Annotated in this window: 18 protein-coding genes; 5 read left to right on the top strand and 13 right to left on the bottom strand. The window is 40.1% G+C overall.

Going from position 1 to position 21,982, the window contains the following annotated elements; translation table 11 throughout:
- Positions 1 to 79 precede the first annotated feature (79 nt).
- The 3 genes from EGN73_RS10200 (at position 80) to EGN73_RS10190 (ending at position 5,707) form a co-directional block, all read left to right on the top strand.
- Positions 80 to 2,878 carry an alpha-amylase family glycosyl hydrolase gene (locus tag EGN73_RS10200; RefSeq protein WP_219289076.1) on the top strand — a complete coding sequence of 933 codons (2,799 nt, stop codon included), beginning with the start codon at positions 80 to 82 and terminating at the stop codon, positions 2,876 to 2,878.
- Between the two features lie 20 nt (positions 2,879 to 2,898).
- Entirely contained in the window at positions 2,899 to 3,960 is a 1,062-nt protein-coding gene (gene fbaA / locus EGN73_RS10195; RefSeq protein ID WP_219289073.1) for a class II fructose-bisphosphate aldolase, read from the top strand.
- A gap of 193 nt (positions 3,961 to 4,153) precedes the next feature.
- Positions 4,154 to 5,707 (top strand): alpha-amylase family glycosyl hydrolase, encoded by a 1,554-nt coding sequence (locus tag EGN73_RS10190; RefSeq protein WP_219289070.1) that lies wholly within the window; start codon positions 4,154 to 4,156, stop codon positions 5,705 to 5,707.
- A gap of 84 nt (positions 5,708 to 5,791) precedes the next feature.
- On the opposite strand, the gene pfkA is transcribed toward EGN73_RS10190, so the two are convergent.
- Both pfkA and EGN73_RS10180 read right to left on the bottom strand, forming a co-directional pair.
- Positions 5,792 to 6,778 (bottom strand): 6-phosphofructokinase, encoded by a 987-nt coding sequence (pfkA, locus tag EGN73_RS10185; protein WP_219289067.1) that lies wholly within the window; start codon positions 6,776 to 6,778, stop codon positions 5,792 to 5,794.
- Positions 6,768 to 7,151 carry a methylglyoxal synthase gene (locus EGN73_RS10180; protein ID WP_219289064.1) on the bottom strand — a complete coding sequence of 128 codons (384 nt, stop codon included), beginning with the start codon at positions 7,149 to 7,151 and terminating at the stop codon, positions 6,768 to 6,770. Before EGN73_RS10180 ends, pfkA begins: the two co-directional genes overlap by 11 nt.
- 235 nt (positions 7,152 to 7,386) lie before the next feature.
- On the opposite strand from EGN73_RS10180, the gene mscL reads away from it, so the two are divergent.
- The gene (mscL, locus tag EGN73_RS10175; RefSeq protein ID WP_219289061.1) at positions 7,387 to 7,806 is read left to right on the top strand and encodes a large-conductance mechanosensitive channel protein MscL; all 420 of its coding nucleotides are present in this window, start codon (positions 7,387 to 7,389) and stop codon (positions 7,804 to 7,806) included.
- A gap of 37 nt (positions 7,807 to 7,843) precedes the next feature.
- Here the strand turns inward: mscL and EGN73_RS10170 are convergent, their stop codons facing one another.
- From EGN73_RS10170 to EGN73_RS10125, 10 genes are all read right to left on the bottom strand, one after another.
- Positions 7,844 to 8,296, bottom strand: coding sequence for a Spy/CpxP family protein refolding chaperone (locus EGN73_RS10170; RefSeq protein WP_219289058.1), 453 nt, complete (start codon positions 8,294 to 8,296; stop codon positions 7,844 to 7,846).
- Positions 8,297 to 8,304: 8 nt separating this feature from the next.
- The gene (locus tag EGN73_RS10165) at positions 8,305 to 8,682 is read right to left on the bottom strand and encodes a hypothetical protein (RefSeq protein ID WP_219289056.1); all 378 of its coding nucleotides are present in this window, start codon (positions 8,680 to 8,682) and stop codon (positions 8,305 to 8,307) included.
- Between the two features lie 36 nt (positions 8,683 to 8,718).
- Positions 8,719 to 9,267, bottom strand: a complete 549-nt coding sequence (locus tag EGN73_RS10160; RefSeq protein WP_219289456.1) for an RNA polymerase sigma factor — start codon at positions 9,265 to 9,267, stop codon at positions 8,719 to 8,721.
- Positions 9,268 to 9,366: 99 nt separating this feature from the next.
- On the bottom strand, positions 9,367 to 10,290 hold the full coding sequence (locus EGN73_RS10155; RefSeq protein ID WP_219289053.1) for a universal stress protein: 924 nt from the start codon (positions 10,288 to 10,290) through the stop codon (positions 9,367 to 9,369).
- Positions 10,291 to 10,841: 551 nt separating this feature from the next.
- A complete protein-coding gene (locus tag EGN73_RS10150; protein ID WP_219289051.1) occupies positions 10,842 to 12,320 on the bottom strand; it encodes an oligosaccharide flippase family protein in 1,479 nt (492 codons plus the stop codon).
- 16 nt (positions 12,321 to 12,336) lie between these two features.
- Entirely contained in the window at positions 12,337 to 13,191 is an 855-nt protein-coding gene (locus tag EGN73_RS10145) for an FkbM family methyltransferase (RefSeq protein ID WP_219289048.1), read from the bottom strand.
- Between the two features lie 6 nt (positions 13,192 to 13,197).
- Positions 13,198 to 14,244: a glycosyltransferase family 4 protein gene (locus EGN73_RS10140; protein WP_219289045.1), complete on the bottom strand. Its 1,047-nt coding sequence runs from the start codon at positions 14,242 to 14,244 to the stop codon at positions 13,198 to 13,200.
- Complete coding sequence (locus tag EGN73_RS10135) at positions 14,231 to 16,666, bottom strand: YfhO family protein (RefSeq protein WP_219289042.1); 2,436 nt, start codon at positions 16,664 to 16,666, stop codon at positions 14,231 to 14,233. The genes EGN73_RS10140 and EGN73_RS10135 overlap by 14 nt, the downstream gene beginning before the upstream one ends.
- Before the next feature lie 104 nt (positions 16,667 to 16,770).
- The gene (locus EGN73_RS10130; protein ID WP_219289039.1) at positions 16,771 to 17,301 is read right to left on the bottom strand and encodes a DinB family protein; all 531 of its coding nucleotides are present in this window, start codon (positions 17,299 to 17,301) and stop codon (positions 16,771 to 16,773) included.
- Between the two features lie 77 nt (positions 17,302 to 17,378).
- Positions 17,379 to 18,659, bottom strand: a complete 1,281-nt coding sequence (locus EGN73_RS10125; RefSeq protein ID WP_219289036.1) for a neutral/alkaline non-lysosomal ceramidase N-terminal domain-containing protein — start codon at positions 18,657 to 18,659, stop codon at positions 17,379 to 17,381.
- Between the two features lie 106 nt (positions 18,660 to 18,765).
- Between EGN73_RS10125 and EGN73_RS10120 the strand changes: the two genes are divergently transcribed.
- Entirely contained in the window at positions 18,766 to 20,517 is a 1,752-nt protein-coding gene (locus EGN73_RS10120; RefSeq protein ID WP_219289033.1) for an ABC transporter ATP-binding protein, read from the top strand.
- A 26-nt stretch (positions 20,518 to 20,543) separates the two neighbouring features.
- Here the strand turns inward: EGN73_RS10120 and EGN73_RS10115 are convergent, their stop codons facing one another.
- On the bottom strand, positions 20,544 to 21,956 hold the full coding sequence (locus EGN73_RS10115; protein ID WP_219289031.1) for a TlpA disulfide reductase family protein: 1,413 nt from the start codon (positions 21,954 to 21,956) through the stop codon (positions 20,544 to 20,546).
- Between the last annotated feature and the right edge of the window lie 26 nt (positions 21,957 to 21,982).

Genomic DNA, 21,982 nt, shown 5'->3' with positions numbered 1-21,982 from the left:
GTACTTTTTGTTTTTGGAAGACTATTTAAATCAAAAGGGTGTTCCAATTTATGAGTTATTGCCTTTCTTTTAAATTAACATGAAGTATTTCTACCCCCTCTGTTGTGCTATTCTGTTGATCCTGTGTCAATCTTTTACAACTACTGCACAAGTCACAACAATCCCTTCTTTTCCAAGAGCGGATCAAAATATAAAAATCATTTATGATGCAAGTCAGGGAACTACCGGTCTTGCGGATGCCTCAGCAGTTTACGTCCACATAGGCGCTGTAGTGGCAGGGCCCAATTCTACTACTTGGTCCATTGTTCCCTTTCAATGGGGTACTGACAATCCTGATGCACTTATGACAAAAGTACAAGGGGAAGACACCCTTTGGGAATGGGAAGTTACACCAAACGATTTTTTTGATCTTGAAGAGGGGCAGGTTGTTTACCGATTGGGTTTAGTGTTCAGGAATGCCGATGGTACTCGTGAAGGGAAAACAGAAACCAATCAGGACTTTTTTATTGATCTAAGCCAGGGGTTTCAGGTTATTTTCACATCCCCATCTGCTTCCTCAGTAATTTTGGGAATAGGAGAATCACAGGAGCTAAGCATAGTTTCTTCAGAGGCGGCCTCTTTGAGTATTTCTATCAACGGAACAGAAGTTGCCTCAGCCATTAATGCTGAAGCACTTTCATATACTTTCACTGCTACTGAAGAGGGGACCTTTTCAGTAGAAGCAAAAGCAGTCAAAGACGGAGAAGAAAATACAGCCACACGTACCATATCAGTAGTAGGAGCAAGTCCCCAGCTGTCCATACCGGATGGGGCTATTAAAGGAATCAATTATGTGTCTGATACCGAAGTGATTTTGGTTTTGGAAGCCCCGGGAAAAAGAAATGCATTTGTCATTGGGGATTTTAATGATTGGCAGATTCTTGGTGATTACCAAATGAATCAGACGCCGGACGGAGAAATGTTCTGGTATAGACTCGAAGGTCTGACACCTGGTGAAGAATATATATTCCAATATTTGGTAGACGGTGCCATCAGAATTGGAGATCCATATGCGGACAAAGTCTCTGACCCCTTTCATGACAATGAAATCATCCAACAAAATAGGTATCCGGGACTTAAACCTTATCCAGATGGTAAAACGGAATTCCAGGCTACATTTTTGCAGACTGCCCAGCAGCCCTACGAATGGCAACATTTGGATTACAATAAGCCCTCACCGGAAGAGTTGGTGGTGTATGAACTTCTGGTAAGGGATTTTGATGACAGAAGGACCTTTAAAGCTGTAATAGAAAGGTTGGATTATTTAAAAGATCTTGGTATCAATGCCATAGAATTGCTGCCTATCAAAGAATTTGAAGGGAATATTTCATGGGGTTATAATCCATCCTTCTTTTTTGCAGTGGATAAATTTTATGGACCCAAGAATCATCTTAAAGAACTTATTGATGAGGCCCATAAAAGAGATATGGTCGTCATTGCAGATATGGTTCTCAATCATGCCTTTGGCCAAAACCCTTTTGTAAGGCTATATAATGATGGAGATTATGGAGCGCCTACAGAAGACAATCCTTGGCTTAACAGAGTAGCAAAACATCCCTTTAATGTGGGATATGACTTTAACCATGAAAGTCCGTATACCAAAGCTTTCGTAGATACTGTAAATAACTATTGGATAGAAGAATATAAGTTTGATGGTTATAGGTTTGACCTGAGTAAAGGGTTTACACAGTTCAATTCAGGTAATGATGTTGGACTTTGGAGCCAAAGGGATGAGTCAAGGATTGCTATCTGGAAGGATATCTATGACAACCTAAAAGAGAAGCACCCGGATACCTACATCATACTTGAGCATTTTTCTGAAAATTCCGAAGAAAGGGAGTTAGCGGATTATGGAATGATGTTTTGGGGGAATTTGAACTTTGACATGAGAGAAATAGCAAAAGGAGGGAACAGAAACTTTGACTGGGGATATTATCAGTCAAGAGGATGGGCCAAAAACCACCTTGTAAGCTACATGGAAAGCCATGATGAAGAGAGAACCATGTGGGAATCTCTGACCAATGGACAATCTTCCCCTGTGAACCTCCGGCAGCTCAAAAATGCGGTCAATAGAAATCAGTTGATGGCGGCATTTTTCTTCAGCATTCCAGGACCGAAAATGTTGTGGCAGTTTGAAGAGTTTGGTTATGATCTTGAACTTAATAATGATAGGTTAGGTATCAAACCTACGCGATGGAATTATCTCGATGATCCGGAGCGGATGAGATTGTATAGGCTTTACAAAGCCATGATCAAACTTAAAAGCGAACACAATGCCTTTAATAAACCAGAAAATGCAATTTTGAATTTAAGTCAGGCAGTAAAATCAATCCGTTTGATAGACGGGGATTTCCAAGTAGTGCTTCATGGTAATTTTGGACTTAACACTGCTAATAATGTCGCTTTGGATTTTCCGAGACCTGGAAAATGGTACAATTACTTTACAGGAGAAGAAATTGAAGTTACCGGCAACTCCAAGACTTTCAGGTTGAGGGCCAATGAGTTTATGCTTTTTACCAGTGAACCACTCGAAACTCCTGAAGGTCAGATCCTCATGGAAGACCTGATTACTTCCATTGAAAATGAAGAACCGGACTCATCTGGATTCAGGATATTTCCAGTACCATCTTCCAGTACGATTAATGTGGGCTTCCCCAAAGACCTCAATCAGTTCAATTACAGGATCATAGATGTAAAGGGATCCGTGATCGGCGAAGGCACTCATCTTTCTAGTGGGGACAATTTACAGGTTGATATAAGGGATTTTAAAGCAGGTCTTTATATCTTTGAGGTCTTTGATAGCCGTCAGGTTCTCAGGAAAAGATTTATCAAACAATAATCAACCTTTACAACACAATCATGAAATTCAAACCAGGAGTAAAGTACGGTGAGGAACTCAAGGACCTATTGGACTACGCTAAAGAAAGCGAGTTTGCTATGCCTGCCGTCAATGTCATCAATACCAGCACAATCAATGGAGTGCTTGAGACGGCCAAAAAAGTAAATTCCCCTGTAATTATTCAATTTTCAAATGGTGGAGCTCAATTTTACGCCGGAAAGGGCCTGAGCAATGATAACCAAAAAGCAGCCATAGCAGGATCTGTTTCAGGTGCTATCCACGTTCACAAAATGGCAGAAGCCTACGGAGTACCAGTCATTCTTCATACTGACCACTGTGCCAAAAAGCTCCTTCCATGGATAGATGGGGTTTTTGAAGAAGGCAAAGCTTATTTTGAAGCTAATAAAAAACCTCTCTTCAGTTCGCATATGCTAGACCTTTCAGAAGAGCCTGTAAAGGAAAATATAGAAATCTGCGTGGATTACTTCAAGAAATTCAATGAGTTGGGTATGGCCATTGAAATCGAACTTGGAATCACAGGTGGTGAGGAAGACGGAGTGGATAATACTGATGTGGACAGCTCGAAACTTTACACCCAGCCTGAAGAGGTAGCTTATGCTTATGAAAACCTGCGCCAAGTTGGTGACTTGTTTACTGTTGCGGCTTCATTTGGAAACGTGCATGGGGTCTATAAGCCAGGGAATGTCAGCTTGAAGCCGACTATTCTGAGAGATTCTCAAGAGTATATTTCGAAAAAATACGGTACAGGTGAGAAGCCTGTATATTTTGTATTCCATGGCGGTTCCGGTTCTTCTGTAGAAGAAATCAGAGAAGCAAATGGCTACGGTTCTATTAAAATGAACATTGATACGGATCAGCAGTGGGCTTTCTGGGAAGGTATCAAAAATTACTACCAATCCAAAGAAGCATACCTTCAGACCCAGTTGGGTAATCCTGAGGGGGATGATAGTCCAAATAAGAAATATTACGACCCAAGAGTTTGGCTTAGAAAAGGTGAGGAAAGTTTCAACAAGAGACTGGAATTGGCTTTTGATATGCTAAATGCCATAGGTCGGAATTAACAAAAATTTGATTTTTAGGCAAAAAGTCACTTTAAGGTGACTTTTTGCTTTTATTGTATCGAATAGAATAAGTGTGCAAACTTATGCCACACCCCGACTAATTTGCATGAATTCCAAATGGGATCATTCCGTAACCTGATAGTTTACATTTCATCAATAAATGGGATAATAATTACCATCTTACTATTGAAGCATGAAAAAAATTAAAAACCCTTTAATCCTTTTAGTGGTGTTGATTGCAGCAGCCTGTTCCAATCAGAAAGGCAATAAAATAGAAAATCACTGGCCGCATGCCGGAATCACCTACGAGATTTTTATCCAATCTTTTTATGATACAGATGGTGACGGAATAGGGGATATCAATGGTGTGATCAAAAAGCTTGAGCACGTAAAGGAATTGGGTGCCAATGCCATTTGGTTTATGCCGGTAATGCCTTCGCCCAGTTATCACAAATATGATGTGACAGACTACAAGGATATTCACCCGGATTATGGCACGCTGGAAGATTTCAAGAAGCTTATTGAAGAAGCCCATAAAAAGGATATCAAAATAGTCATCGATATGATTATCAATCACACCAGCAGCGAGCACCCGTGGTTTTTGGAATCCAAAAAGAGCAGGGACAATCCCTATAGGGATTATTATGTGTGGGCACAAAAGGATACCATAGCTGACTTCATCAATAAGAAGACTATAACATTGGACTCTGATAACATACAACAGTGGCATGATCCGGGAATAGGAGAGGACTATTATTATGGGTTTTTCTATGGGGGTATGCCTGACCTTAATTTTGACAATCCCAAAGTGAGAGAAGAAATTTATGATATTGGCAGATTTTGGCTGGAAGAAGTGGGTGTAGATGGGTTCAGATTGGATGCCGCCAAACATATTTTCCCTGACGACAGGCCTGAGGATAATCATGCTTTTTGGAAAGAATTCAGAGAAAAGATGGAAGCTATCAAGCCGGACGTTTATCTGGTAGGTGAGGTATATGACATGAAGGAAATTGTAGCCCCTTATCTTCCTGGGCTGCCGGCTTTGTTCAATTTTGATTTTCATTATACTTTACTGGAAAGTTATGAAAAGGAAGATGGGATGCTCCTCGCCAAAAGACAGAAAGAAATTCTTGATTTTTATCAGGATATCACTGATGAATTTATTGATGCGACATTTTCATCCAATCATGACCAGCCTAGGTTATTGAATTCTCTTAATGAAAATCCGAGAAAACTAAAACAGGCCATCAATATCCTGATGACCATGCCAGGGGCACCATATCTTTATTATGGCGAAGAAATCGGGATGTTAGGGAAAAAGCCGGACGAACATATCCGCGAACCCTTCTTGTGGGATATCGAAGCCAATGACAAAGGCCGTACTTCATGGATTGAGCCCAAATACTCTATAGATGAGACGGTGACTCCGTTAGCCATTCAAAAGTCTATGAGTACCAGTTACTTCAATCATTATAAAGAAATCATCAAATTGAGAAATACCAATAGAGCGCTGGCTTTGGGAGATTTGGACCTTTATGAAAATGACCTGCCTCAATCCATGATGGCTTATTATAGAAATCATAAAGACCAGCAGGTTTTTGTGGTACACAATCTTGGAGATGAGGACAAAAAGATAATTATGCCTGAAGATTTTGGGAAAATGATCTTCCATTACGGTGGTGCCAGTAAAGATGAAGGGGAACTGCATTTACCGGCATATTCCAGCATTATCTTGGAAAAAGAATAAGACAAAAAAAGGAGGCAAATCTGTCTCCTTTTTTTTATGAACATTAATCTTGGAATGAAAATACTGTTTTCAATCCATGTTTTTTTATGTTGAAAGTATTTTCGCAATCCTGAAATCATCTTCATCTACCTCTTTGTCTCCCAAAATGGCTTTCGAAATTGGGGTAAAGACGATCTTATTGTTTATGATTCCTGCCATCACATCATGTTTTCCATGCAATAAACCTTCCACGGCTGATACTCCTAATTTGCTCGCCAAAACCCGATCATAAGAGGAAGGAGCTCCTCCTCTTTGAAGGTGACCAAGGATAGTGACTTTGATGTCATAATAGGGCAGTTGTTTTTTGATTTTTTCAGCGATTTCGGCGGCACCTCCACTTTTTCCCCCTTCCGCCACAATGACGATATTGGAAGTTTTCATGGCTTTGGTTCTGGCTTTCAACCTTTCCACTAGCCTTTCTATTGGCATTTTCTTTTCTGGAATCAATGTAGCAGCTGCAGCGCTGCCTATTCCAGCATTGATAGCAATAAAACCAGCATCCCTTCCCATTACTTCTACAAAAAAGAGCCTATCATGGGAAGTGGCTGTATCTCTGATTTTGTCAATTGCTTCGATCGCTGTATTGCATGCCGTATCAAAACCAATGGTGTGGTCTGTACCTGCCAGATCATTGTCGATTGTTCCGGGTATCCCAATAGCAGGAATTCCAAATTCTTTGAAAAACAAATGAGCCCCAGTAAGAGAACCATCTCCACCTATAACAACCAAGGCATCAATGCCATGCTTTTTAAGATTGTCATATGCTTTCTGACGGCCTTCTTCAGTTCTGAATTCTGCACTTCTTGCGGACTTTAAGAAAGTTCCGCCTCTTTCCAAAATGTGGGCAATATTCTTGGATTCAAGTTTTTTGATTTCATTTTGGATCATTCCCTCATAGCCGCGGTAGATGCCGTACATTTCGAGGTTGTAATAAAAACCTGCCCGGACTACAGCCCTAATGGCAGCATTCATTCCAGGAGCATCTCCTCCAGAGGTCAATACACCTATTTTTGTTATGGCTTTATTTTCCATCAAAGTCTTTTGTAATTTGTTCAAAGATAAGATTTGCTGCAGCTGGATTCGTTGCTAAAGGAATATTGTGTACATCACAAATCCTCATCAACATCTGTACATCTGGCTCATGCGGATGCTTATCGAGCGGATCTCTGAAAAAAATCACGAGATCCAATTCTTTCTGTGCTGCCATTGCAGCAATCTGTGCATCACCACCTAAAGGTCCTGAAAGTAATTTATTTACTTTAAAACCGGATTTTTCTATATGGCTGCCTGTAGTTCCAGTGGCCACTAGTTCGATATCGGCGTGATTAAGTTGGCTTTTGTATCCGCTTAAAAAATGGACCATGTCGGCTTTTTTTCCGTCGTGGGCAATCAGGGCAATTTTCATACGAGTGATTAATAGGTTTGAGCGCGTAAGTTATAAAATTTTCAACTTCCTTCGTTGGCTATCTGTTTAATTCTTTATGAATTCTGGTGTACAGGGGGTGAAGATCAAGTTATAAAAGAAAATTGTATGAATTAATTCTTTTGCCTTTATAAAATTTTTCAAAAAGTATTATTCGCATTTTATTTTTATTATTTTGCTTTATATTGTTTATCACTTAACCTTAATAACTTTACTTATGGGCTTAATTAAAGAGTTTAAAGAATTTGCGGTCAGGGGCAATGTAGTTGACCTTGCTGTTGCGGTCGTTATTGGTGGCGCTTTCGGGAGAATTGTCACCTCATTTGTAAATGACATCATCATGCCACCTATTGGAGTTCTTTTAGGGGGTGTTGATTTCAAAGACTTAGCAGTGGTTCTTAGAGAAGCATACATCAGTGAAGGCGGAGAAGAAATGCCTCCGGTCTTGCTGAGTTATGGCAACTTTATCCAAAATGTGATTGATTTTGTGATCATTGCCTTTGTGATATTTTTGGCAATCCAAGGTATCAATAGGATGAAGAAGAAAAAAGAAGAAGCTCCTGCCCCACCTCCAGCACCGCCAAAATCTGAAGTTCTTCTTGAGGAAATCAGAGATCTGTTGAAAAAGCAGCAATAATCTCCATAAAAAAAGCAGCCAATTAAGGCTGCTTTTTTTATGGAGTCTTACCTCCTTGTCTTCCTCTTCCCTGATTCATCCGGTATAGTTGCCTGGTAAACTGCCTGTTGATTCCATGAAGTTTGGCGGCTTGTGAAGGGCTAATTGTTTTTTGTACCTCGTCCATAAATACCTTTTCCAAGTCCAGCATTTGCTGTTGTTTCATAAGCCTTTGAGAGATCAGCTCTTTAGCTTCTGAATCACTCAGAGATTGGTTTGATTTATGGTTAAGTACTGAAATTTCATCCATTAGAGCTGACCTTTTTTCCTGATATTGGTTGAAAACAGGCCAGAATTTTTCAGATTGTTCAGGCTTGAGGTCAAGTCTGTTGGTCATAAATGCAACCCTTGCAGATTCCAGCTTTTCTTTATCATAATTTCTTTCTGGCTTTTGTGCCCAGACAGTTCCGGCTAACATAACCAGAAGGAATATACAGCTTAGCTTTTTCATAATTTCTTTTAATACCATAAGTCGTCTTCGTAGTAATCCTCTCCATATAAATCCATACTGCTCCATTCAGTTGCAATGATTTCATCCAGCAACCCATCAGGATCATCCATAAATGCCAATATGTCTTCTGCCTGCCAGTAATCGGCATCAATGTAGAGCTCTATTTCCTCATTGACCAAATGACTTTGCCAAGAATCGTTGGACTGTTGAAGAGGTGTGAAAAAATAAATTAAACCAATCACAACTGTAGCCGCTGCCAGGTATTTTACAATGTCAAAATATACTATCTTGGCCTGCTTGCTTTTCCTTTCGAGGATTTTTTCAGGCAAGCTTTCAAAATACCCATCGGGTACTCTGTAAATGTCTTTTTTTGTGAATTTTTCCATATCCGTATCTTTTAGACAGTGCTGGACTGATTTGGTTTATTCTGACTTCAATTCAATTTCAAGTTTTTTGACTGCATGATGATAACTTGCCTTTAGCCCACCAACGGTAGTATCGGTAATCTGACTGATTTCATCATAACTCAGGTCGTCAAAAAACCTCAGGTTGAATACCAGTCTCTGTTTTTCAGGTAAGGTCAATAGTGCTTTTTGCAGTTTTTTCTCAATTTCATCACCATCTACCAAAGGTGAATGGTCGACGTAATGCTTCATGGCCTCTTCATGGTCGTCAATACTTGAAAAGAACCTTCTTTTTTTCTTTTGCAGAAAATTCAGACTTTCATTGGTAGCTATTCTGTATAGCCACGTAAATAAGGAAGAATTTCCATTGAAGTTTTGGATATTTTTGAATGCTTTGATAAAGGTGGTTTGGGTAATGTCATCCGCATCTTCATGAATGATGACCATTTTTCTGGCGATGCTATAGACCCTCCTTTGATACAGTTCAACCAGCATCCTATAGCCCTTTTCCCGGCTTTCGGGTGCCTTTATCATTTTCAAAAGTTCCAAGTCACTCAATGAAATCATCTTCTCTTTGACAAGTATAGGGCTATTAGGTTTAATCTCCTTTTGGGAGTTTTGGTAATATATAAAAAAAAACAGGACCTGAAGTCCTGTCATTAGATTTTAGATTTCGAGAATATAATCCAGAATTCCTGCATTTTTGCCTTTTGGCCTAGTCACCAATAAAGGGAATTGGTCGTTGAGCTGTATAAGTCGCTCGGCCATACTTCCTATAAAAAGAGCCGTTGCTGCAGTTCTTCCTTTCGCCCCTATGATGATTCCGTCAGCTTGGATTTCCTTAGCCTTAGCCAGAATATCCTCAACAGGATCGTCATCCTCGTCTTGGGTATATACAGGAGTAATATTGATGTTTTTGGTGTCTATTTTGCGGATAAATTTTTTGAAATTGATTTCCGCATGCATTCTCATAATACTGGTAAACTCTTTATAACTTTTTCCTGTAAAATGATAGCCTGAAGGTACGGTAAAAACGTTCTGACAAACAATTTCTGCCTGTTTACGATATTTTTCTACGATTAGGATGGCTTCTTCCAGCGCATCTTTTGAGTAGTCCGAGAAATCAGAGGGAACCAGAAGTCTATCAATTTTAGGGACTGAGTTTTCTGGAATGATCAAAAGAGAACAAGACGCTCTTCTCGCCAGCCTTTGTGATACCACACCCGTTCCCGGAAGGTTTACTTTTCTACCTACAATGATCATATCGGCTGACTTTTCATGTGCAAGCTTAAGTACTTTCTTAGAAAGCTGACCTTCTTTGACCACAAAAGAAAATTCTGCAGAGTCGATCTCTCCGTAGGATTTTTCTACCACAGCCTTCATCTGGGCCTTTCTTTCCTCAACCATATTGTCAATCAGGTTGGGAAATTCTTCCAACACATCCTTAGGTATATTCAGGTTGCGGATGACATTGGTGAAGTAGATTTTTTTGGTTTGGTTGACTTTGGAAATAAATGAAGCAAATCTGACAAGGGTCTCGTCCATTTCACTTCTGTCCAGACAAACGATTAGTTTTTTGATTTGATACATGGGGATAGTGCCGTTTCTCGATGCAAAATTAACTGTTTAACGCAAGGAAAAGTATATGTTTTTGAAATAATATTTTGATAGTCAAGATTTATTTTTTTTAAAACAGTAAAATATTTCGGTGAAATGGAAATATTCACGCTCCAATAGTTGATTTAACTGATCTAAATGTTTTTCAATAATTTCAATTATTTTTTTACGCAATAAAATTAGTGTTTAAAGTCATCCTACAAAATGTTTTTTGGCAGTTGTTACAGGTAGAGGTTAAATAATGAACATTCTCCAAAAGTCTTTTATTTTGATAATAAGGTAATACAAACTGCCTTCGAACGATTGCAACAATATTCCGTATATTTGTCCAAGGCTCAGGTCGCTGACATGTTCCAACTTCACAATTAAATTACAATACCGAGTGAAGCCCTTTCCAAAAACAGGCCTCATCCTGTTCCGATTACCATCGTGACAGGACCTCGTATCTCAGATGCAGGATAACAGTGGACGTTTGCGGACTTCAGGCAGCTCAAATCTTGTCTATAAAGAGGTTTGGTAACACTCTAAGGCCTGAGCCCTTTTATTTTTTTAATGACTTCCTTTTGGCTTTTCAAAGCGATTTTTCCAAAATATACGCCCAACAAATAAAGTACAGAAATGATCACAGACCTAAGCAGAAGATCCGTAATACCTGACTCCATATTTTGTAATAGTACATGTTGGGTAAAAAAAATCACAACACCCAAAATCAAAATTTTAATAACGTCTACTGAAAAAGGATCAAAACCCAACCTGATTTTGACATAAATGTATTTGATAACATTGTACAGCAGCATGGCCATAAATGAAGCTACAGCAGCACCTTCAATACCATAAACCGGTATCAAAAATATATTAAGCAGAATGACAGCAATGCTCATCAAAAGGGTCGCGGTAATGTTGAAGAGATAATATTTGGAATAAACGATGATTTCACCATTGACTGAAAAAAAGATGTCGGTGATTTTGCCCATTCCAATCCAAAAAACAACCCATTTTCCGGCTTCATAAATTTCATTGTTGGGGACAAAATGATATAGGTTATGGATGTTGGCCCACACGCCAAGAAAGAGGAGGAGACAGATCAAGGTCTGATGAACAGCTACATCTTTGTATAGTTTGTTGATTTCCGGGTATCTCCCTTTGGCAAAATGTTCTGCTATTACCGGCATGACTACTTGTGATACTGCTCTTCTCGGCATTTCTATCACTATGGCAATGGAAAAAGCGATGGTATAGATCGCATTTGCCTCAAGTCCTATCATGGACGTTACCATCAGACTGTCAATTTTCATGATCAATAGTGCCCCAGTGGTACCAAGCAAAGTGATCAGGCTATACTGGAGAAATTCTTTTACAAAACCCTCAGGAAAACTTCCAAAGCTAAATCTTAAAGCGAAAATCCCATTGGCTTTCATATATGCTACCATACCGGTTAGGGTAATCAGATAAACGCCTGCCAATCCATACATCAACATACCAAACTCCATCCATCCAGCCAGATACAGTAGAATCAAAATAGCTACCAACAGCCTTAAAATTACTTCTCTGAAAAATGTAGGAACGGCAATTTTGAGAAAGGATCTGCAGAATGCATCCAAAATGGAGTTCAAAACAGAAAAAAAAGTGATGAATAAAACCACGCCAAAGAAGTCTATCACTTCTGGTGAATTGGAAGCAAAAGCAGCTACTAAACTTTCCCGAAAGATGAAAAATAAAGATGCTAAAATAATAAATCCCACCCCGCCTATAAGTAGGCTCATAGTGAAGAATGCGAATTGATGGGATTTTACTTTGGGATAAAAACGGGTGATGCCATTTCCGATTCCCAACTGGGCAAAAGGAACAAACAGCAAAGCCATGTCCTGAATGGTTCTGAAAATACCGATCTGATCCGGGCTGAGTGCATAGGGTAGGAGCCAAAGTACATTGAAGTAACCTATTAATACTCCTATGTAAGAAGAAATGGTGGTTAGAATACTTTGTTTGGCTACCGTTTTCATCTATCTTGACAGGCTCTTATATTTGCTTTTCTAAAGGTAAGGCAAGGATATTTACAAAAGCATCCTCTACTTTTTCAATTTTCGACAATTTGCCTCTAAGTCCGATTTTATAAAATATATACCCAAACCCTTTTAAAAATTCCAATATATCCTGAGAAGTATAGCCACCTGCCTGACAGGCTTCCTCATTGATTTCAATGATCCATTTTGGTTTAAAGGCCAAAATCGTCTTTTTGGATCCTTTCAAAACCTGTAGTTCTGCACCCTCCACGTCCAGTTTGATCAGGGATACTTTTGACAAATGTAATTTGTCCAATTCACGGTCCAAGGTATCCAAAGCGATCTCCTGTATCAATTCAGTATGGGAAGGAGTGGGAAACATGGTGTTAACGCCTTCATTGTCTCCGGGTTTACCATAAAGGCTCAACTGGCCTTCTTTATCCGAAAGCCCCTTTTTAATTGGTATGATATGGTCGGAAAAAGAAGGATTCAAACTTATGTTTTCCAATAGAGTATCAAAAAGCTGATCCATAGGCTCAAAGGAGACCACTTTGCCTTTCTTGCCTGCTTTTCGTGCTGCCCATAGCGTATACTCTCCTTGATTGGCACCTATGTCAATGATGCAGTCATCGGATTGTATGTGCTTTTCCAGGACAAAAATAGGAGCCCAATCGTGGGCACCCCGCCAATAAATCGCCGAGCCCATGGATTTGGCCGTATCTACTTTCATTGTGATCCCACGAAATGAAAAAGTCCGCACAGTGTTGCTTCCATTTTTTCGGGAAAAGCAAGCCTTCATCAGCTGAACGATAAAATAACCACCAGGAATCAGGTAGAGGTGCCGTGATATTTTTGATGCCAATCTCTCCATGCAGTTCTATTTCGGCAAGACTTCCAAAAGCCTTTTTTTTCTGTATTCAAAAGGGAACAAACTTTCTATTCTCTGACGGACAGCAATTCTGTCTTCAGCACTTGGAGGAGAGGACAATGCCTTTCTAATGATTTTTTCAAGTTGGTTACTGTCTCTTTTTCCAAGTATATAACCAAAATTTCCTACAATGTGCGGAAGTTCATTAACTGACGAAACAATGGGAATACAGCCGCTTAACATTGCTTCGCACAAAGCACATCCAAAACCTTCAAAAACAGAAAGTTGGAAATAAAAGCTGCTCTGCTGATAGGCAGAACGCATAGCTGAAGGAGATAATTTTCCCAGAAATTCCAAATTTGGACTTGGGTTTTGCTGTCGGATTGGTTTATCAAAACCGGCAATTTTAAAAGTGTTTTCAGGAAATCTTTTGGCCAACTCAACAATTAGGTCAACCCCTTTCAAAATGTACTGTTCGGCCGAAAGAACAGCAAGGAAGGAACCTTCTTTTCTTTGATTTCCAGATGGTGTTTTCCAAAACTCTACCTCAAATCCATTAGGGATAATTTGATAAGGCGTTTTTAGTTCTGGAAAATGATGGGCAAACCCTGAGCTCAAAGGAGGAGTTTGCCTATAAAATTCATTACTGTGCCTGACAAGAGAACTGCTTACCGGGAGTAATAAGGTGGCCCAATCGTAAGAAAATTTACAAAAGAATTTTAACAATGGAATCCTCAGGCTTCCATAATTCAGCTCAGGAATAGAAGCACAGTCCGTCCCATGTAGAATGATATAGGAGGGTTTACCGAATACCTTTCCTAACAAGGTCGGGAAAAAAGACCAGTACCCCCCAAAGTGTATTATTATGAATCTTGATTGAGGTACATTTACCAACAGATGAAAAAATTGCCGGATCAGGTAAATAGGGGCAAGTTCTTTCTTTTTCCAATTGTAATGGTTGATGGTAAGGTCGTATTTTTCCGACAAGGCCTTTAGGTCCTGTAAAATAAAGGACTGAAAGGAAGGCGCCACAATCAGTGCTTTAGGCTTCACCATTACCTTTTGATTTTCGCAGAGTCAGCACAATACTCCCCAAAAGAAGCAAAACTGATAGGTATTGGAAAATGACCACCAATGCCTTAGTATTGTAATAAGAACCCGGCTCAAAGCTCATTTTCACGGTTGAATTTCCATCAGGGACTTCAATTCCCCTAAGCAGGTAATTGACTCTGATGATAGCTACTTCCTGATCATTAACGGTGGCTACCCAACCTTTAGGGTAGTAAATTTCTGAGAATACAAGCAATCCGCCTTTTTCTGCCTGAACCTCATACTCGAGTTTGGAAGGGCTGTAATTGGAGAGGGTGACCATTCCGCTTCCTGAATTTACCCTGCTGAATTCGTTGTCATTGACAGTGGCTTTTGTTTTGGTATCTGTATTTCGGAGGGTCTCCATTTCCTCGTCATTAGATTGGACAGGAATGATCTCCTGAGGAAACCATGCAGGTCCGTTGGCTTCCGGATTTACAAAGACAGCATTTTCTGCTCTTCCTGCCATGATATATTTGGTGTTGAGCATATTCAGGATATTCAAGCCCAGCCAATTGAAATCACCTTCTTGTGCCTTTGCAATAAAATCCTGAATTTCAGGATTCAGTGCATTTTCGATTAGCTCTTGATAGCGTTTTATTTTTGCTCCATGGTATCCACCCACTGAATTGAAATAATAACTTGTCCTGGCATCATTGAAAGGGTTATTGATATTCAATACCCTGAAATAATCCTGATCCCTAAGTATACTTTCATCAGCAGGAGTTTTGGCAAAAAACTGCTCCGATGGATTGTTTTGAAAATCATCTTCCTGCAAAAACAGCTTGTTGATAAACCATAGGTCAAATGTAACCAGTATAGCAAGTCCGATACCAAGAATGGAGGTTTGGATTTTTTGTGTCACAGCAGCCCAAATCAATGCCGCAGCTGCCAAAATCAACAAAAAGCTCTTTATTGCACTTGCCTTTAATATGGCTTTACGGTCCTCTTTCAATGCTTCCACAAGCCACTCAGGGAAATTGTCATCAAATGGTGCCCGTAAACTGAATGCGCCGGCAAATAACCAAAACAACAAAGCCAATCCTCCTGTCAGGCCAAAGGCTATCCCAAGGGATTTGATGGCTTGTTTTTCCTCCTGACCTCTAAAAAGATATTCCAGGCCCAATGCGCCCAATAAAGGAATGGCAAAAAGCGACATGCTCAAAGCCATAGTAACTGCACGGAACTTGTTATAGCCAGGCAGGTAATCAAACAGAAAGTAATTAAGGCCCTGCAGATTCTTGCCCCAAGCTAAGATTATCCCTGTCAGAGCTATGGCAATAAAAACACCTTTGTATGGTTTGGGAGCATAAAGAATACCCAGCACAAAAAGAAACAGCATGATGGCACTTCCATAAATAGGTCCACCAGTTCCAGGTTGGTCTCCCCAGTATTTTCTGGCATAATCGATATTGTCTTTTACCTGGGCGACATCAATATTGTTGGATCGGAGAACCCTTTCGGTTTCCGGGTCTTTGGGGAAAGGCTTGGTACTTCCTGGTCCATAAAGGTTAGGAACCAGAAGTGTCAAGGTTTCCAGCTTTCCCTGAGACCAATTAAAAGCATAATCCTTGTCCAATCCATCCTGAGATGCTTCTTGGCTACTGAGGTTGGTTGTGCCCCGCGTAGAATATTTCCCATATTCCAATACAGTCAGGAAACGGCTCAGATTTCCACCAACTGCTATCAATAATCCTATTAAAAGAATGGCCATGGTTTTTCCAAAATCAGGCAATCCATTCTCTCTGATGCTTTGAAGCATTCTTCCCAAACCGTATATCAATACAATGATGACAGTGTAGTATGTGATCTGAAGGTGATTGAATTTCAACTGTAAAAGAAGCCCAAAAGCAAACAAAGCCAATCCCAGTATTTTTTTTCCATCAAAAGCCAAATGAATGCCAGCGAGAATCAACGGGATAAGGCAAATGGCCCATATTTTGGCATTGTGTCCTGCATCCAAGCTTATGATGTGAAAAGTATTGAAAGCAAAGGCAATAGCCGCAGCTACTGAAAAGGCTGGTCGGACTTTGAAGGACAATAATAGTATGTACATGGCTATCATTCCGAAAAAGAGGGAATTGATAGGATGTGGAAGTCCAGGGGTAAGGATTTTTGTGATAAAATTGGTGATGTCGCCGGGGACTTCAAAACTCACCAAGTATGCCGGCATTCCACCAAAAAGCCTATTGGTCCATAAAGCTTCCTCACCTGTCTCTGCCCTGTGGTCCAGGATTTCCTTAGCAGCACCTTCCCATTGAAGGATATCGTACTGGAAAATGATTTTTCCATCGAATACGGCCGGGGAAAAATAAAACAGTACAATCAGATAAAAAACAAGAATGCCCAGTACATGTGGCAGTATATCTTTTTTTAAGTCAAAATGCATCTTGTCGGTTTTACTCGGTTTATGAATTCACGCAAATTATGAATATTTACCTAAAGGAATGTCTCAAAAAAGCGTTTTTATGTTTTAGATATTTTTGAAAGGAATCATTTCAATTGCTTCAAAGCTTCCTTAGCCTGATCTAAATGTCGCCATTCGTGGGCCAAAATAATGTCCAATGCTTGATCTAAGGAATACACAATCAATTTATTCACCGGTGAATGGATAATGGTCTGTTTTTCCAAAAATGGCTGAATAGAAACAATCTCTTCAGATAGCTCTTTTTGATGACCCAAAAATTCCTGAATTATTTCAGGTTTGTTTCCTTCTTTTGGTTTCCAAGCTGGAAAAGTTTTCACTTTCTTTTTTCCTCCATCAGATACAGAATTGTAGATCATATTACCGAATAGCTTGGAGAAAAATCCAAAGCGGGCAATAAAAGGAGCTTGGAAAGTACCTTCTTTTACTTTTTTGAATAGGGGAAAATAGCTTTCATTGACCTGAATCAGATGGGATAGATTCTCAGCAATTGACCACTTTTCTGGAGAAGGTCTTTGATTTAAGACTTCTCCGGACAAATTACCAAAAGTATCTATTACCTCCTCGCTGATCTTTGAAAGCTCTTCTAAATGCTTCATTGATGTTTTCTTCGAATTTGCCTGAAATTTACCAATATAGAATTAAAGGCAGGCAAATCCTCTCTTGAAATTCATCATTATTGAGAATTGGAGAGAATTCTGAGGTTTTCCATCATCTTGGGAGCTGTATTTTTTCCAAGGGACATTCTGGTTAGATAGTCTGCGTGGGGAAGGTCTGGATTCTCAAACATTTCGGGTTTATTGATGTACCCTAAAGCGTCTTGGGACAGTCCTAAGACAAACTTTGGGCCGTCAGGCATTAGCTTTTTGGTTTCCAAGCTATAGAAAGGCGCCGTCTCACCTGGATGCGTGGCAAAGTGCGCTTCACCAATAGAGAACCAGGCAATCTCGGAATTTACTGTTTTGTCAACCTCTCTGTCTATAAGGCCTGAAGCAGCCAACAATTTCCAAGTCTCATTTTCTACCTCAAAATCCACATAATTTTTCCTGAATTGAATTTTTGAACCTTTCAGAGATCTGGATTTTTCAGAAAAAGCTTTGATTACTGTTTCTGCCAGACTTTCTCCACTCGCCAATGCGGTGCTATGTTGTCCGTCCTTGTTATTGGGTTGAATCCATCCTCCTATGGCACCTTGAAGAAAGAGATGTTCACCATGCAGGGTTTCTTCCATTTTTTTATAAAAACCAGCTGGGTAATCTGCTGAAACTTCAGAGACTACTGCATCCAAATAAGTAGGATGACAGGCAAAGTTGGTCAAGGTGACAATATTTCTGTCTTCATGATCTTTGAACTGAATAGAAGTTACAGTGTGGTCAATCTCTTTATCTGCAATATTTTCTACCCAAGGTAAATGATGATTGGTTTCGGCATACGAGGCTTGAACCGGAGTCAGTTGCTGTGCAGCCAGATAGATTTGATCTGAGATTGTTTTGATCAAAAACTCCTGATATTGAGGACTTACACCGGATTGGCTATAATCTTTCCCCCAAAGCCCTACCACATCTGGGCCTGAGTGGGTATGGGTAGAACTGATTACGAGGCTTTCAGGGGTAAATGGAATAGGAAAGTCCATTTTGGAAAGTTCACTCCTAACTTTGATCAGATCTGGATACATCAGGCCTATGCAATCTACAGTTACGAGTGCCAATGAAGATTCCCCATCAAACATCACTACGGCTTTCGCATAAAGGCTGTCCAAAATTCCTGTGAAGACTCTATTTTGCGCATCTCCGGCAATATAACTTCCCATTTCAGGATTGATTTGGGCTTTGGAAACTCCTACATAAAGACTGAGTCCAGTGGTCTCTTTTTCAGTTGTTTTAGAACAAGAGAAAATGAATAGACTACCAAGCAAGATTGAAAATACTGTAAGGAAAGATGCTTTATATGAGTTCATTGAATGGAATTGTTAAAGAGCGCTTAAGATAATCCTAAAAATAGCTATCGCAAAACAGAACTTATTTTAGGAGGAGAGGTGTTTTGAAACGATCTTTAAAAGAAATATGACTAAGAAAGCAAATAAAGAAAATAGGGTGACCATGGCCCATGTTTTCAAAACCATAATCTGGCCCAGAAGAATACACTTGTTTTTAGGCTTATTTTTGATTGTTTTATCCCGGCTCTCAGGGTTGGTATTGCCCGGAGCGAGTAAAATACTGATAGATGATGTCATCCCTTCCAATGACTTGCAGCTGTTGAAATGGCTGGTGTTGGGAGTGGTGGCAGCGATCACTGTTCAGGCAGTCACTTCTTATGCCCTTACCCAGATATTGAGCGTGGAAGCGCAGCATTTGATCGCCAAGCTAAGGTCGCAGGTGCAGCAGCATATCATTCAGCTTCCCATCCGGTTTTTTGACAATACTAAGACAGGTGAGTTGGTGTCGAGAATCATGACCGATGTGGAAGGTGTTCGGAATCTGGTGGGGACTGGTTTTGCCCAAATGGTAGGAGGAGTGCTTACTGCTGTTATTTCTCTTGGTTTGCTTATTTATATCAGTCCTTTGATGACGCTTTATGTATTGGTTCCAGTGGTAGTTTTTGGGTTGATATCTCTGAAGGCATTTGGGAAAATCAGACCCATTTTTAGGGAAAGGGGAAAAATCAATGCAGAAGTAACAGGAAGACTTACAGAGACCTTGGGTGGCATCCGGGTAATCAAAGGCTTCAATGCCGAACAACAGGAAATCGCCACTTTCGAAAAAGGAGTAGATAAACTTTTTCAAAATGTCAAAGCCAGCCTCACGGCTACCAGCTTTGTCACTTCTTCAGCTACATTTTTGCTGGGATTGGCATCTGCCGGCATTATGGGCATTGGCGGTTACATGATCATGGATGGTCAAATGACTTTTGGGGATTTTTTGGCTTTTACCCTTTACCTTGGTTTTATGATCGCTCCAATAGTGCAGATGAGTAATATTGGCAGTCAGTTTACGGAGGCATTTGCAGGGCTTGACAGAACAGAGGAAATCATGAATTACCCGCTTGAAAATGCTGGTGGACAACGTACGGTTTCCTTGCCCAATATAGTGGGGGACATTACCTTTCAGGATGTGTCATTCTCCTATGAGGAAGGCAAAGATGTGATCAAGCAAGTGAGTTTTCATGCGCCTGCGGGTTCTGTCACTGCTTTGGTCGGAACTTCAGGTTCAGGAAAAACAACCATAGCAGGTTTGGCAGCTTCATTCTTAAATCCCGAATCGGGTTTGATTACAGTGGATGGACATGACCTGCAAAAAATAACTCTGGATTCTTACCGCTCCCAACTGGGTGTGGTACTTCAGGATGACTTTTTATTTGAAGGAAGCATTAGGGAAAACATCCTTTTTCCCAGACCGGATTCATCGGACGAATTACTGATGCAAGCTGTTAAGGCGGCTCATGTACAGGAGTTCACGGATAGGTTTGAAGATGGATTGGACACGCTTATCGGGGAACGAGGTGTCAAGCTTTCCGGAGGCCAGAGGCAAAGGATAGCCATTGCCAGGGCAATTTTGGCTGATCCGAAAATTCTTGTACTGGATGAGGCTACTTCAAATCTAGATACAGAAAGTGAGTCACTTATTCAGGCATCCCTAAAGGAATTGATGAGAGGGAGAACCACTTTTGTGATCGCTCACAGATTGAGTACGATCAGGCAAGCTGATCAGATTCTGGTCATAGAAAATGGCCAAATTGCTGAGAAAGGAAAGCATGATGAACTTATTGCAAAGGAGGGGAGATACTTCCAACTTTATACCTATCAGGCGAGGATTTAGAAAAAGCGGGGAATCCCCGCTTTTATTTATAGGTATTTATCCAAAGTTTCTCTAATTGCTCCAGATGGTCTGTCCGCTGAAGGGTCGATTATTTTACCTTCCTTATCAAGAAGCAGGAAGCGAGGTATGCCATTGACATGGAAATGCTGGGCAATATCCGATTTCCAGGCATTTTCAGTAAACCACTGCAAACCCTGCATATTTTTGGCTTTTACCATCTTTTCCCAAGGCTCTTTGTTGTCATCAATGGAGATGGTCAGAAAAGAAACAGGCTTGTCTTTGTATTCTTCCTTCATTTTGTCCCAATGAGGATGCTCGGCTATGCACGGCCCACACCATGTAGCCCATATATCAACATAGACAAGAGTGCCTTTCAGGTCACTTAATTGTACGGGTTCGTTTTCTATATTGACAAATGAAAAATCAGGAACCTCTTTACCTGGCATGATAGGTTCCCATTTGTCATGTATTTCCTGAAGTTTTGAGGCTAGTTTTGGGCTTTCGTTTTCAGCCATGAATTTTTCATAGGATTCTTTCAAATGAACAGGGCCTCTGTAACTCATTTCCTGGCTTAGCCCAATGAAAAATATTTTATCCTTAACTTTTTGTTCTTCCACAACCTTGTCCATGGCCAATAGACGAGCTTTGGTATAGCCTTCCTGACCTTGGAAGGTAGCAGTATCTGCTTTCATTATAGCCGATGTTTCCTCCTGAATCAAACGTAAAATAAGCGAAGTGTAGGGTTCGGAATTGAGCAAATCGGTTCTTTTCAAGTCCAGTTTTTTTAATGCTTCCTTGCTTTCCTCCTTTGGGAAATCCACTGAATCTTGGCTGATTTTATTGAGATAGGCATGATACATTGGATATTCCAAATCATAAGCAAGCGGTTTGTATTCAAAATATGCCTCTTCCAAACTTACAAATTCAGGATGAAAGTCTACTGATGTTTTTATACTTTCATAATTTGCTTTCTGCTTTGAAAAATACGCATCTTTCTTTTCGAAATATTCCTCTCTGGTCAGTTTCATAAATTCCATGGTGTTGTCAATTCCACTTTCCATTTCCCAATCCGTTTTTGCCCTGAGGTAATCATTTTCGGCTTTTCGGTCACCGTCCAAGCTGATGCTTTCTTTAAATTTGTCCAAATCGCCGGAAATATAAATACTATCACCAGGGCTTAAGAACAATTGAATCCTATTTCTCCCGGCGATAAACATGTAAGTATTGCTTTCATCGGAATCTAAATCAAGCCTGAATTTCCCATCCTGATCTACAGTTTCATTGGCCATTTCTTCATCCAAATACAAGATGACTTTGGTATCTTCTCCAGGGTTTTCGAATTGTCCTGCAATGATGATTTTGGTGTCAATGGCCTCTTCCTGCTTACAGGCAAAAAGCAAAAGGACAAAGGCCAAACAATAATAGAACTGTGGTTTCATACCTATTGAGTTTAATTGAAGAAAAT

The sequence above is a fragment of the Arthrospiribacter ruber genome, assembly GCF_019343195.1.
Taxonomy (GTDB): Bacteria; Bacteroidota; Bacteroidia; order Cytophagales; family Cyclobacteriaceae; genus Arthrospiribacter; species Arthrospiribacter ruber.
This window is presented reverse-complemented; position numbering and strand designations above follow the sequence as displayed.